The organism is Novosphingobium jiangmenense, assembly GCF_015694345.1.
Classification (GTDB): Bacteria; Pseudomonadota; Alphaproteobacteria; order Sphingomonadales; family Sphingomonadaceae; genus Novosphingobium; species Novosphingobium jiangmenense.
In genome coordinates, this window is the sequence record NZ_JADQDC010000001.1 from 320,953 (window position 1) to 334,013 (window position 13,061).

Below are 13,061 nucleotides of genomic sequence, written 5' to 3' on the forward strand. Positions count from 1 at the left end.
GCGTGAAAGCGCCTCCGGCATTTTCTTATTCTCGAGAGGTTTTCAGCAGTCTCTCACCAGTACGACCATTGCCCCAGCGCGATTGCCTGCACCGAAAGCAGGAAGTTCGTGATGCCATGCGCATAGAATGCCGGTGCCACCGAACGGCTTCTTAGAGCGAGCGCGCCGTAAACCAGACCCGCGAACACAGCTGCCCAGAAGTCCCCGTGCATTGCGGCGAATGCGAGAGTGGACGCGCTTATCGCGATCAGGGCCGACACCTGCGAGTAACCCCGCACGCTCACGAACTTGCCGGCCATCCGCTGAAGCCCTCCCCGGAATGCCAGTTCTTCGAACAGCGGGGTCAGCAGCGTAGCGCCAAGCAGGCGCATGGCGATCCATCCCGCTGCAAGGAGTGGCGGCGCAGCGTCCAGCGCCTGCTCCATCGCCAGGCTGCGCTCAGCATCGTGGGGTACAAGCGCCAGCCACAAAACATAGACCAGCACCCCGCCAAGAATATCGGCGGGCTTGATCCGCATTGCGATTTCGGCGCGAATGACCGCACGGAACTGCCAGACGATCAGCAGTCCGATGCAAGCCTGCAAGGGATAGAGCCAGTTGAACTCCGACGATGCCAGGCCGAGCACCATGCCTGCCAAAAGGAACCCTGCGAGGGGAAGGAGCAGGATCACATCGAGCGGATTCAGGGTGAAATCCGGACGCGAAGCTGTGCTGCGATCTACCAGCACTGCGTCCGAGGCTGGCTTTTCGGCGCGGTCAGCGATCGGAGCGCGGGAGAACCACGACAACTGCATCAGCCAGAGGAAGATGAAGGTCACCGCCAGCGACGCCAGCAGCCCGAAGTGCGAATGGAATCCGCCCACGGCAATCTCCGGCGAGTAGCTCTTGCCTATCAGGATAAGCAAGGCGATGCGCAACGCGTTCGACAGGAACACGGTTATGCAGGCCAGCACCAGCAGCACGGATGCCCGCGCCAAGCGCAGGCGGGCGCGGTCGGAAACCATGTAAAGCGTCAGCAGCCCGCAGCACAACGCAATGCCTTGCGCCCCTGCGCAGGAAGGCGCGATCCGGACCGAAAAGTCTCCCAGATGCATGATCGGGTAGGAATCCGCTGACGCCTGGGAAATCCAGGGCCTCGTCCCCGACAGCGCCTCGATGATCGCGCTGCTGATCGAAATCGTCAGCGACAGGATCTTGAAGTATACCCGGTCACTCAGCAGGTCGTAGACATTCTGCTGTGCCGCGATGATCAGCCAGAGGAATCCCGCATAGCCATAGACGATGCGCGGTGCCCGGAAGTAGGTCGCAGGGGTCGCCAGCGAGAACGCCGCTGTCCAAGCCATGATCAGAACAAGCAGCAACGGCACGGCAAGGTAGGCTTCAGTGCCCTCGATGGAGTTCTTGCACGTGCCCGCTGCGCAAAGCAGGCTTGGCGAAACGCAGAAGGCCACGACCGCTACGGCAAACAGCGCCATCCATTGGCCCCGGGTCGGCGCGCCATAGGACTTCCCGCTCCCGCCTGCTGTAAAGCGCGTCAGGAAATACAGCGCCGCCAGCACCACCACATTGCTCTTCACCGCGTATTTCAGCAGCAGCACCGGGTGCAGACCGTCAGTGGGCGTTATGCGGTTCTCGAAGTTGGCGTGCCAGACCAGATAGGCAGGCACAATGCACGAAAGGACCAGCAGGGGCGGCAGCAGTCCGCGCCAATTCATGCCTGCGAGGCGCGATCTCTCGCTCGCTGCCATTCCGCTCCTGTCCGTCATGTTACCCGATCTCCGCTCGCCGCATCTCAGCACTCGCCGTATTCGGCGGCGCGACAGGCGGCCGATGCGTTGCGCCCCTTGGCGATCTGCTTTTCCGACATCGTCGGGATGATCCGGTCGAGATTGCTGCGGCCGTCGGCCGATCCCAGTCCGGCCGCGAGGTCAAACCACATGAACGCAACCGAAAGGTCCTTGCGGACTCCCAGGCCCCGCTCGTGGATCAGGCCAAGGTTGACCATCGCCTCGCTGCTTTTCTGCTGCGCGGCCAAGCGGCTCCAGCGCAGCGCAGCGGCAAAGTCGAGCGCCACCACCTTCCCCTCGAGGTGCAGGAACCCCAGCGCGGCCGCAGCTTCGGGCACCCCGCGGTCGGCCGCGGCATGGAGCAGGTCGATCACCTCACCCTGCTGCTGCTCCGGCAGCTTCGCGCTCCTCAGCAGCACCGCCAGATTATACGTCGCCATGGCATTGCCCGCCACCGACGCAGCCTTGTACCACCGCAGCGCAGCGGCGATGTCCGGCTCGCCTGCGCCCGGATCTGCCAGCAGGTCACCGAGGTAGGCCTGGGCCGTGGTGTTCCCGCGCTCGGCATAGAACGTCAGCAGGCAACGCGCGCCCGCAATGTCGCGCGCTGTGCCCAGTCCGAACTTCAGGCTGATCGCCAGATTGACCCCTGCCCGTTCCACCCCCGCCTGGGCCGCACGTGCCCACAGCTTCACGGCCTCGGAACGATAGGGCGGCACGCCCAGACCTTCGGCGAACAGATCGGCAAGTGCAGCTTCTGCAAATGGCAGGCCCTGGGCCGCAGCCTCGCGATACCATCGCGCCGCCTCGCCATAGTCCTGCTCGACGTCCAGCCCGCGCTCATGGAGCAGACCCAGGGCTGCCTGCGCGCGCGGGTCTCCGTTCCGGGCGGCCTCCGCCAGCTTCTCCGCCCTTTTCGCATCGCCGTCGGCCCCAGCGCTTGCCGCAATTTCGCTCAGATCGGGTCCCCGAACGATCGCGGGGTCGACGTGCGTATAGCCGGTTCGCCCAATCTTCAGCACCTCGGTCTGACAGGCCGGCACAGCTTGCGCGAACGCGGAACCCGCCCAGAGGGTCGAAGCCATGATCGCAGGGAGCGACAGACGCCGCATCAGCATCAGTTACGTCCGCCGCCAATCGAAGCAAAAGGGACCGTCAGAGGAACCATGCAGCCGCGAACATGATCGGCAGGAGCAGCGGTATGGGCCAGAGCGCGCGAACCCGATCGTCATGGGTGTCGAACGATACCGAGCTCCACGCGTAGGCCAGAGCGCCACCGACCAGCAACGACCCCCCGCTGATCGTCGCAAAGGTGCGGAAAGTCAGGACATTGTAGATCTCGGGAATGGCGTAACCGAGCATCCACAGCACCGACGCGCCTCCGCAGCCCGCTGCCAGGGCAACCACATAACGCCGCGAAGTCCAGGTGCTCGGCACAGAACGCGACCTCCTCCGCTGGTTCCGGCGCGCGACGAATACGTACCAGTGCGTGCATACCCACAGCAGAAACGGAGCCGCCACCAGCAGGATGCCCAGGTGCGCCGAAGCGCGCTGAATGCGGACGTTGGCCGTCAGGCCCTTGCCGGTGATGATGCTGGCCTGGGTTCCATAGCTGCGGAACAGGTTCAGCACCGAACCGTCGTCAGGTCCCTGCGCCGCACGGGCGGCAACGTCCTTGTCGACATCGCCGATCACGTTGACGTACTGGCCATCGTCCTTGCGCTTGGTGCGCAGTTCACGCAGGGCCGTTGTCGCCAGCTCGTCGATCAGCCGCTGCCGGTCGGCCTGCAACTGGGCGTTCGCCAGACCCTGCGCGACCTGCGTCCTCATTTCGTCGGGGTCGACAGGGTCGGCAAACCGGTCGAGCAGCACGATCATCCGGAAAGCGGCCTGCCCCTGCTGGATGCGGATGTAATCGCGCGACCGCGCCATGTCTTCGAGCGTCCCCAGCATCTCGCGCGGCATCGCCTCGCTGCTGCGGAAGACCTGCTGGCCGGCCATCGGAATGGCAAGCTGGCGCAGTCTGGACTTGAAGGCGTTGATGCGTTCGATCGTCGGAGCCCCCGGCACGCGTCGCAAAGCATCGATCTCACGCTTTGCCGCGGCTACCTGAAACGGCTCTTTCGTGACGACGATGAACTGGAAGAACCTGAAGGTCGCGCGACCGGCAAACAGTTGCGGCTGACTGCTGATCGCCTGGTTGACCGCCTCCTCCGGCGGCTGCGGCTTCTCCAGCTGCATCCCCAGATAGTAGTCAAGGAGGATCTGGCGCCGCGCCTCGCTGATCTGGCGCTCGACGACCGATGGCGGACGCCGCCCTCCGCTGGTTACGCGGTCTTCCACCGCATAGGCCGCGATCAGCGAATTCTTGACCTGTTCGCGTAGCTTCGCCGGCGATTGCCCGCCCGTGTTGCCAATCCGCACCAGCGCAGTGTCCACGTCGGCAGTGGTGACCTCGCCGTTCGGAAAGGTCGCGATGACGGTGGACTTCTGCTCCTTGTCCTCGGCCATTGCCGCAGGCCCCGCAGCAAGCAGGACCAAGGACGCAAGAATTGCCTTCAGCAGTAAACGCAAACCGGTTCTCACAGGAACTCTGCCATTGACTTGGCAACAGGCGGAAAAGGAGGAGCCGCAGAAACGGCAAAATCGCCCGACCGAACACAGCGTCCGGTGGGCGACTTCACTGGTCCGCGAGAAGCGTCAGGCCGCGAGGGCAGCGCCCTTGCGGAACCCGCCGCGCAGCGATCCGAAACGCTGGCGCAGCTGGAATGCGGCCATCATCACGAACGCGATGTAGGCGAGCAGGCCAAGCTTGCTGCCGTCGATCTCCGGCACCGAAGCGGTGGGCGCTGCTGCCGGCGTCGAGCCGGAGTTCTCCTGAGTGGCAAGGTTGCCATTGGGATCTGTCGGGGTGCCAGAGCTATTGAAGAACTGCGTGGCATAAATAAGGTTATTAATCTTGTAGTTGTTGCCGATGTTGCTCGATTCCTTGCTAGTGAAGGAAGAATCGGGCGAAAATCCGAAATCGAAGCCACCAGCGTTGACCGTATTGGAGCCACCGGAAAGCTGATACCAGTTCGTGTCCTGGAACTTGCCCGCTGCCGAGTTCAGGAAGTACACGCCAGCGATACCGCTTTCCTTGTAGGTTGCCGTCCCCGTATCGCTCAGCTGCTGAGCAGAGCCAAGCGTCACCCACGAACCCGCCGAATTGCGATACCCGGTCACCCAAAGGCCATCAAAGCTGCCGCTGGCGCCCGAAAGCGTGCTGCTTTTGGTGGCATAGCCCGAAAAGACGACATTGTTGCCATTCGAGGAGAGCACGCTGAAGTCGTACTTCACGGCCTGCGCCCATGCAGCAGCCGGTGCAATTGCCGTGGCCAGCACGGTAGCGAGAGCGATCTTGCCGAGGATTTTCATCTGACGCCTTCTTGCATGAATTATCGAGCTTCCGAGATCACCTCGGACGACGAACCGAAGTTTGGTGACTCGGAGAATTAACAGCCTTGTCAGTGTTCAATAGTTTCCTGCAGCACGGCGCGACATAATCCTCTTGACTATACCTTTCGGTAGGTCAGCACCCGGCTTGCTGCGTTACTGGAATACTGCGGCCTTCCTGCTCAGAAATGGCAGCGGATTCACAGGGCGACCTGACAACCTGACCTCGTAGTGAAGATGCGGGCCAGTCGAACGTCCAGTCGATCCGACAAGTCCGATGATGTCGCCAGCCCGAACGCTCTGCCCGGCCGACACCAGCAGTCGCGACATGTGGCCATATCGCGTTTCCATGCTTGGGCCACTGCGCAACGCCACAAACAGGCCATATCCGCCAAACCACGAGGCCTTCTCGACAACGCCGTCAGACGTGGCCCGGACCGGAGTGCCAAAGGCGGCGGCAATATCGATGCCATCGTGATTGCGCAGTTCGCCACTGAGCGGGTGAACCCGCAATCCGAAGCCGCTGGTAAGCGCCACCTTCGGCACGGGCAACGCTCCTACATATGCCAGAGCAGGGCGGGCAACTGCCTTGGTTTGCGCCGGCGAGACGGGTTCCTTCAGCGCTTGGGCCGCCGCCCTCTGCCAGGCCCGACCGCTCGCAGCGAGCTGCCTGAATTGCTCGTCGGGGCCACTGGCAAGCGCAGTGACAACCGTGGGCGCCTGCAATGCCAGGGCAGGCATGGCGAACCCATGCGCAGGCGGTGCTTCAGCGGCGGGAACATCCTGCGCGCTTGCCTTTGCGGCCAACAGACAGACGCTCGCCTGCAGCACGATCATGGCAAGGCTGCGTACGCTGATCATTCAGCCGTTCCCGAACGATGGCTCCACGCCTGGGCGCAACCGACCCCGAGCAAGGCCGCATAGATCACCGCAATACCCGGCATCTGCACGCTGAAATCCGCGAGGCTGTGCAAGCCGACGAGAACGCTGGCAGACACCGCAAGAACCGGGAATATCCGCTCACGCTTCCGCCGGAACGCGCCAAAGACGCAGAAGCAGACCAGCCAGGCAACCGCACCGACAGCGAGGATCGTGGCGGGAATGCCTAGTTCGAATGCCAGCTCGAGGTAAACGTTGTGCGCCTCCGTAACGTTCGTCCCGATGGCAAAATCGCCGGTGCGATAGGCTTCGAATGTGTGTGCGAACGTTCCGTAGCCGTGCCCCGTCCATGGCAGTCGTGCTATCGCGTCCAGGCAGATCTGGAAGAGCGGCCAGCGTTCGGTGTCTTCCGAACCGCTGAAGCGATCCAGCGTCGTCAGCCCGCTGACATAGAGATAGAAGAACAGCAGGCCGATCACCACCGCCGCCAGTCGACGGTCCGCCCGGAAGTACCCCACAGCTGCCATAAGGCTCACGGCCACGAGCAGTGCGATGACGAACGACACCATCCCCATGCGCGAATGGCTCTGGAACAGACCCATCACGCAAATGCTGGAAGCCAGGAAATAGGCCGCGGGATTTCCGGCGAAGGCCGAAAGTGCCCGCACGAAGGAGGATGGCAGGTATGCCACGTCGCCCCAGCGCTTGCGAAAGCCGATGAAGGCCAAAGCCGCATTGGCAAGAGCGCACAGGCCTGCATAGGTGGCAAAGTGGTTGCGGTTGACGAAGGTCCCGGTCACGTCGCCAAAACCGCCGTACCGTGCCTGAAACAGCAGGTCACGGTTGCCCAGCGAGAAGTTGACGATGCCGTAGAGCGAGAGCGCCGCGCCGGACAATCCGATCCAGCGCAACAGCACCAGCGCGCGATCCGCCTGTCGCGAGAAATGCAAGGCTAGCCAGTATACGCCAAGATAGCTTGCCAATCGCACCAGCGCTTCCAGCGTGCCTGCCGGATAGAGGCTTATCGTACCGTACAGCGGGGTGCCAAGGCTGGCACTGGCCTTGGCCCACAGTGCATTGCCGCCCGGCATGCCCGGTATGATCGTCGCGATGATCCAGCCTGTAACGATGATCCCCCCGAAAAGCGCCGGCTGCAGTTGCCACGCGTAATCGATGTGGCGGACCTCCCTGCGCGAAATCTTGCGAAACATTGCAAGGCAAAGCATCGCGGTCATCAGCGCGATTGCATGCCAGAAGAATGGTCTGTTGCCGCCGAAGAACATCGGCGCCAGCAGCATCAGCCAGCCCAAGGCTCTGAACTCGGCAAGGTCAGGGGTCTGGCGCTGGGCAGAACGGCTCATACGGTGTTTCTCCGCGCCGCCTGCAGGGCCTTGATGAAGTTCAGATGTTCGGGCGTGCGCCCGACGAGGACGCGATGACAAAAGGTCACGAAGCCCGCATCGCGATTGAACTGTGCAAGATCGCGCGCGCGATACCGGGCTGCGAAAACTACCTGATCCCGAGCGACGTCACCCAGACCACGCTCTCCCGCTGCCATCAGTTCATAAGCAAGACGGGCGCGCCAGGCTGCAATGTTCACTACGTGCGGTCCGGTCTGCATCGACAGTTCAAGTGCTGCGACGGCGCCCTTCGCATCGCCCCGCTGGTTGCGTGCCCACGCCACGCGCGACCAGTTATAGGGATTGGACGGATCTTCCGCGAGCGCCCGCCTGCCAATCGCAATCAGCTCCTCGCCCTGTACCTGCTGCGCGGGCCGCCCGCCCTGAGGCAAGGCCGCCATGGCAGTGACCGCGTTGGTAAGGTTCCTCGCCGGATCGGTCAGCCGCGCCGCAGTGAGGCTGGTGTCCGACGCCATGCGCAGGCGGTCGGCATCGACAAGCTTGCCGCTGCGCAGCTCTTCGACCACGTCGCCGGCTTCGATGGCCCAGACATTGCCGATCACACCAGCCAGCGCGATGATCGCCACCGCAACTGCCGCAGCCATGGGCAGGACAAGTGCGGCCGACCGGTCAGCTGCCATAAGTGTAGGCTTTGTAGCGGTAGTAGTAGTAGTTGTAACCGAGGTTGTCGTAGGACGCGTACTTGCGCAGGTCGACAAGGCTCATGATCGTTCCAGCAAGCGGCACCTCTAGGCGCTTCATGATGCCGACGACGTTCTTTACCACCGAGACAGGCGCCTTTGCCCACGCCACCGAGAGCAGCACCATGTCGACATGCTTGGAGATCACCTGGCTGTCGCTGATCGGTGCGAACGGCGCCGTGTCGATGATGATGGTGTCGTAGAGCTTCCGCAGCTCGTCCAGCAACGCCGGGAACTCGGGTCGCAGCAGAAGCTCGTTGGGCGAACGCTGCCGCGCCCCTGCCAGCAGCACGTCCATGTCCGACAGGCTGTCCCTGACGAGCACGTTGCCAACGCTTTGCTCACCGAGAATGACTTCGGCAAAGCCGGGGCCGGATTCAAGGCCGAGGGCAGAGCCGACGCGTGGGCGCCGCAGGTCGAGCTCCATCAGCAGCACCCGCTGCCCGCGCATCGCCAGCGAGCGGGCATAGGTTACCGAGGTGAACGTCTTGCCCTCGCCCGCGATCGACGAGGTGATCATGATGATCTGACGCGGCCAGTCGGACAGTTGGGTCTCGATCGCCGCACGCAGCGTCGTCAGGGATTCTGACGTGGCCGAGTGCGGATTGGACAGCACCGCGTCCTCCGGGCTGTCACCGCCCGGATTGGTCAGCGATACCATCGTCAAAGTGGGGCGGCCCGTGATCTCCTCGACTTCTTCGGCCAGGCGGACGAACGGATCGAGGTATTCCAGTGCGAATGCCAGCGCGCCACCCAGCACCAGCCCCGCCACGAGCGCCGCGATAAGCGTCGGCACCTTCTGCGGATAGCTCGGATAGAACGCCGGACGGGCCAGCGTGATGATCCGCGCATCGGGCGACTGGATGCCCTGCTGCTCGCTGGTCTCCTTGTAGCGGTTCAGGAAGTTCTCGTAGAGTGACTTGGCCGACTGCGCATTGGTCTCCAGCTCGCGCAGCTTCACTGCCGCCATCTTCTCGCTGCCGGTCCGTCCCGTCGCAGCAGCAAGGCTGGCCGAGAGGGACTTCTCGCGCGCCTGAGCTAGCGACAGGTCGTTCGCGGTCGCTGCGGCGATCTTGCGGATCTCGATCTTGATCTTCTCGCGCAGGTCGCGCAGCTCGGCATTGGCATTGACGACGCGCGGATGCCGCTCACCAAGGTTCGTGCGCATTTCCGAAAGCTTGCGCTGGATATCGATCTCCTGCTGGCGCAGACCGGAGATGAAGCCCGATTGCAGGATCGCGCTCGAACTTTCGAGACCTGCACCGCCATTGGCGAGAAGCTGGTTGATCTGGTTGAGCTGGGTCTGCTTTTCCGCACGCGCCGCGCGGGCCATCATCAGCTGGGAGTTGACGTCGGTCAGCTGCTGGTCGCCGATCGTGACGTTCTCCGCCCCGCCCACGATGCCGTTGGCCACGCGATAGGTCTCGACCGCCTTGTCCGCTGCCACCGACTGCAGCCGCAGCTCCTCGACCCGCTTCTCGAGCCAGTTCGTCGCCCGCCGCGTCGCCTCGAACTTGGTGCCGATCTGCTGGGCGATGTACTCGCTTGCCAGCGCGTTGGCGAGGCGCGCCGCCTTGTCCGAATCTCGCGACGTGATCTTGATCAGCAACACATAGGAATTCTTGACCTGGTCGACCCGCAGACGCGCGCCGAGGTTGGCGATCGCGATCTCCTTGCGGTGCGCCAGATCGTCCGGTCCGTTGGCATCACCGGCCTTTTCGTCATCCTTTGATCTGGACGAGCCGAACCACGTGCTCGGCGACCACCACTTGAAGCCGCCTTTGGCCTGCTGGCCGAGGAACTCCGGATCGTCATAAAGCCGCTGCAGGTCGACAATGCGGGTAAGGATATCGGGCGAGCGGATCGTCTCCGCCTCGGTCGCCAGCGTGGCCATGTCCGGCTGCACCGAGGACACCACCTGCTCGACATCGACGACCTGGGTCTTGCGCGTCTCGATCGCTACCGACGCCGCGCTTTCGTAAAGCGGGGTGATCTGCATGACGACGATCGTTGCCAGCACGCCGACAATGGCCGCCGTGCCGACAATGATCGCCCAGCGCCGCCGGGCGATTTCCAGCAGCCGCTTGAGATCCAGTTCGTTCCCGTTTTCCTTGGCGGGACCGTCATTTACCTGCAGAGTATTCAAGACCAGGACTTTCGGTAACTCACATCCGCCAGCTGAGCGACAGGTTCAGCTTGTTGCGGTTGAAATCGAGAGATGATTGCGCGGAATTCCGGCGCATCAATGCATAGGAGAGGCCGACCGCCATGTTGCGGGGCAGCTTGTAGCGCACGGTCGCATCGAGCGAGTAAAGCGTGTCCTTGCGCGCGATATCGGAAAGCGACTCCGTGGCGAGCCCGAGAAAATCGTTGCGTCCGATGCGACCGCCGAGGCTGGCCGAAAGCCGTTTGCCGAATTCGCGATCCGCCGCCACCTCCAGCGTGGTAATCACGTAGTTCTTGGCAGCGTTGAGCGCCGTCTCCTCGATGCGGCGGTCCGCCGCGATCCGCACCTTGGTGCCTGGAGCTGCCGACCACACCAGAGCGGCGCCGAACACCGGAGAGCTGAAACGACGCAGAGCACCCGAGCGGTAACTGCGCGTCTGATAGCCGGCAAAGACTTCGCCCGTCACCAAGTTGGTGATGGCGACATAGAGTCCGGCAGTTCCGCGCCAGGTCGTGGAATCACGCTGGATGCCGAAATCGTCCTGATCCGTGACGTAGTCGATCTTGGTCCATTCGCCGCGCAGGACAACGGAATAGCCCGGCGAGAACTGGTACTGCAAGCGGGACCGCAGCGCCTTGGTCGTACGATCACGGTCTCCGTTGTTGATCGACCCCCCGTCATTTCGGGCAGTATCACGATAATTGTACTTCTGGAGCGAACCATCGAGGTTCATCTTCAGTCGCCCGAGTTCACGGCTCAGACTGAGCTCGGAGTTCCATAGGCCATAAGGCGTCGGCGAAACCGAACTGGCATCGTTGTTCGGGTCACCGCGATCTTCGTGCGAGAACGAATAACTCGTGCGCCCCCTGACGAAGGTGTCGTGGATCGGCTCGAGTTCAAGGCCGGCGTTGAGATTCCTGTCCCACCGGTTCTCCCGCGTTCTCTCGGCATAGTCGAAGCGGGTGACTGCACCACCAAGATTGAACTTGTAGCGGGACGTGTCCTTCTTGACGTTAAGCTTTGGCGACGTCCTCACATAGACGTCAGTCACCCCGCCGTCACGCTGGGCATAGACGTTGTCGTCGAGATAGGCATCGACGTCGAGAGCGAGGCTCACGCGAAAACCACCGACGTCCGCCCCGGAGGAATCCTGCCCGAATGCGACGCCAGGAGCGGAGAGTGCCAACGGCCCGAAGACCATCGCAATGCTGTACTTGGCGCGCGGAGGAGCCATCTTGCTAACCTTTGCCTTGGTTCAGGATTTGCGGGACGCGTTCCGTTCAGGACGGACTGATGTTGTCCCGGTTCGGGTTCTCGACGAAATCGGGCGGACCGTTCGTCCCCGGCCCCGGATCGTCGAACGGCGAATTACCGCCGTTATTGCCGCCGTTCCCGTTGTTGCCATTGTTGCCGTTGTTGTTGCCACCGTTGCCATTCCCCGACTGATTGCCAGTCACGGCCTCGACGGCCTCGGCCGAAGCGGGCACGGCCGCCACGATCTGCGGCGCCAGATCGGGAATGAGCTGCGCAAGTGAGGCGGCGGCAGCAGGGTCGGTCAGGACGATCTGCAGGATGCCGTTGACGACGCGATAGATGATGCGCCCGTTACCGCGCACGCCCTGGTTGGCAATTTCCTCTTGCGAGACAACGAGGATCTGGACCTTCAGGTTCGGGTTCTGCTTGCGCAGCTGCTCGACCGATGGCGGCTCGACTGCGGTCCAGGCCTGCGTCTTTCCATCACCCTGCGCCGGTTGCGAACCGCTGTCTTGCGATTGTTCGACACCCGCCGATTGTTCGCCCTTGTCATCGGAGGACTGCCCGGCGGCAGCTCCGCCGAACGCAAGGAACGCCAAGGACAGGCTGGCCATGCCCACGACACGGGTTCCCTGCAGCTTCTGCCGAACCGCCAATGCATGCATCATTATGCTGTTCACTGCACCATCCCTTCAGCAGGAAGCCGGACCCTCAATTGCAGTCCGGACATCAGAAGAACCTCTCGTTGACCTTGATGATGTCGCCGGGAAGAACAGTTGCATTCACGTCGACGGAGACCTTTTTATTGTCAGGCCCCCGGATCAGTTCGAACTTTGACTGCTTCGCGCGGTAGGTATAGCCCCCAGCAAGGGCGATGGCATTGAGGACGGTCATGCCGGCCACGTATGGATAGCTTCCGGGCTTGCCCACTTCCCCAAGCACATAGAACGGACGATAGTTCAGGACGTCGATCGCCACCTTGGGAGCGATCATGTAACCTTCCTCGCGGAGGCGCCGCTCGATCAGTGCCGACAGTTCCGTCAAGGTAAGCCCGACCGCTTTCACCTGCCCGAGCAACTGGAGCGACAGGTTGCCCGTGCTGTCCACCTCATAATCACCCGAGATGGTGTCTTCGTTGTAGACCCGGATCCGGAGCTTGTCGCCGGATCCGAAGCGGTAGGCGACCTCGACGCCGGAATCGCCCACCCCCTGCGCCACCCCGGCTTCCGCGCCGGCGAGCACCGTATCCGCAGACGCAGCGGTCTGCGCCGCAGCCTGCTGGAGCGGCAGGCTGAGGCAGGTCAGAAATGACAAGATTACGACGACGATTCTCATTCAATGCTCTTTGACCAACACCACAGTACAGCGGATGCATTCAGTAAATTACGCGCCGAATTCTGATCAGAAACTCCATCCGCATTTGCAGCGCAAAGTCACA

At 62.7% G+C, this 13,061-nt stretch carries 11 protein-coding genes; all 11 read right to left on the reverse strand.

The window, feature by feature from the left end; all coding sequences use genetic code 11:
• Nucleotides 1–53: 53 nt before the first annotated feature.
• Nucleotides 54–1,715, reverse strand: a complete 1,662-nt coding sequence (gene xrtE, locus I2488_RS01460; protein WP_196274029.1) for an exosortase E/protease, VPEID-CTERM system — start codon at nt 1,713–1,715, stop codon at nt 54–56.
• Nucleotides 1,716–1,792: 77 nt separating this feature from the next.
• On the reverse strand, nt 1,793–2,905 hold the full coding sequence (locus I2488_RS01465) for an SEL1-like repeat protein (RefSeq protein ID WP_196274030.1): 1,113 nt from the start codon (nt 2,903–2,905) through the stop codon (nt 1,793–1,795).
• Nucleotides 2,906–2,942: 37 nt separating this feature from the next.
• Entirely contained in the window at nt 2,943–4,298 is a 1,356-nt protein-coding gene (locus tag I2488_RS01470) for a hypothetical protein (protein ID WP_196274031.1), read from the reverse strand.
• A gap of 189 nt (nt 4,299–4,487) precedes the next feature.
• On the reverse strand, nt 4,488–5,204 hold the full coding sequence (locus I2488_RS01475; RefSeq protein WP_196274032.1) for a hypothetical protein: 717 nt from the start codon (nt 5,202–5,204) through the stop codon (nt 4,488–4,490).
• Nucleotides 5,205–5,378: 174 nt separating this feature from the next.
• On the reverse strand, nt 5,379–6,059 hold the full coding sequence (locus I2488_RS01480; RefSeq protein WP_246465402.1) for a M23 family metallopeptidase: 681 nt from the start codon (nt 6,057–6,059) through the stop codon (nt 5,379–5,381).
• A gap of 20 nt (nt 6,060–6,079) precedes the next feature.
• A complete protein-coding gene (locus I2488_RS01485) occupies nt 6,080–7,462 on the reverse strand; it encodes an O-antigen ligase family protein (RefSeq protein ID WP_196274033.1) in 1,383 nt (460 codons plus the stop codon).
• The gene (locus I2488_RS01490; RefSeq protein ID WP_196274034.1) at nt 7,459–8,106 is read right to left on the reverse strand and encodes a hypothetical protein; all 648 of its coding nucleotides are present in this window, start codon (nt 8,104–8,106) and stop codon (nt 7,459–7,461) included. The genes I2488_RS01485 and I2488_RS01490 overlap by 4 nt, the downstream gene beginning before the upstream one ends.
• A gap of 25 nt (nt 8,107–8,131) precedes the next feature.
• On the reverse strand, nt 8,132–10,348 hold the full coding sequence (locus I2488_RS01495; protein ID WP_196274035.1) for a GumC family protein: 2,217 nt from the start codon (nt 10,346–10,348) through the stop codon (nt 8,132–8,134).
• A gap of 19 nt (nt 10,349–10,367) precedes the next feature.
• Nucleotides 10,368–11,603, reverse strand: a complete 1,236-nt coding sequence (locus tag I2488_RS01500) for an outer membrane beta-barrel protein (protein ID WP_196274036.1) — start codon at nt 11,601–11,603, stop codon at nt 10,368–10,370.
• Between the two features lie 46 nt (nt 11,604–11,649).
• Complete coding sequence (locus I2488_RS01505) at nt 11,650–12,237, reverse strand: hypothetical protein (RefSeq protein WP_196274037.1); 588 nt, start codon at nt 12,235–12,237, stop codon at nt 11,650–11,652.
• A gap of 115 nt (nt 12,238–12,352) precedes the next feature.
• Entirely contained in the window at nt 12,353–12,958 is a 606-nt protein-coding gene (locus I2488_RS01510) for a polysaccharide biosynthesis/export family protein (RefSeq protein ID WP_196274038.1), read from the reverse strand.
• Between the last annotated feature and the right edge of the window lie 103 nt (nt 12,959–13,061).

What these genes read in the sequence shown, in the direction of transcription:
- I2488_RS01510 (WP_196274038.1), bottom strand. Translation starts at nt 12,958, where the DNA reads ATGAGAATCGTCGTCGTAATCTTGTCATTTCTGACCTGCCTCAGCCTG.
- I2488_RS01475 (WP_196274032.1), bottom strand. Translation starts at nt 5,204, where the DNA reads ATGAAAATCCTCGGCAAGATCGCTCTCGCTACCGTGCTGGCCACGGCA.
- I2488_RS01485 (WP_196274033.1), bottom strand. Translation starts at nt 7,462, where the DNA reads ATGAGCCGTTCTGCCCAGCGCCAGACCCCTGACCTTGCCGAGTTCAGA.
- I2488_RS01505 (WP_196274037.1), bottom strand. Translation starts at nt 12,237, where the DNA reads ATGGCCAGCCTGTCCTTGGCGTTCCTTGCGTTCGGCGGAGCTGCCGCC.
- I2488_RS01500 (WP_196274036.1), bottom strand. Translation starts at nt 11,603, where the DNA reads ATGGCTCCTCCGCGCGCCAAGTACAGCATTGCGATGGTCTTCGGGCCG.
- I2488_RS01470 (WP_196274031.1), bottom strand. Translation starts at nt 4,298, where the DNA reads ATGGCCGAGGACAAGGAGCAGAAGTCCACCGTCATCGCGACCTTTCCG.
- I2488_RS01490 (WP_196274034.1), bottom strand. Translation starts at nt 8,106, where the DNA reads ATGGCTGCGGCAGTTGCGGTGGCGATCATCGCGCTGGCTGGTGTGATC.
- I2488_RS01465 (WP_196274030.1), bottom strand. Translation starts at nt 2,905, where the DNA reads ATGCTGATGCGGCGTCTGTCGCTCCCTGCGATCATGGCTTCGACCCTC.
- I2488_RS01480 (WP_246465402.1), bottom strand. Translation starts at nt 6,059, where the DNA reads ATGATCGTGCTGCAGGCGAGCGTCTGTCTGTTGGCCGCAAAGGCAAGC.
- xrtE (WP_196274029.1), bottom strand. Translation starts at nt 1,715, where the DNA reads ATGAATTGGCGCGGACTGCTGCCGCCCCTGCTGGTCCTTTCGTGCATT.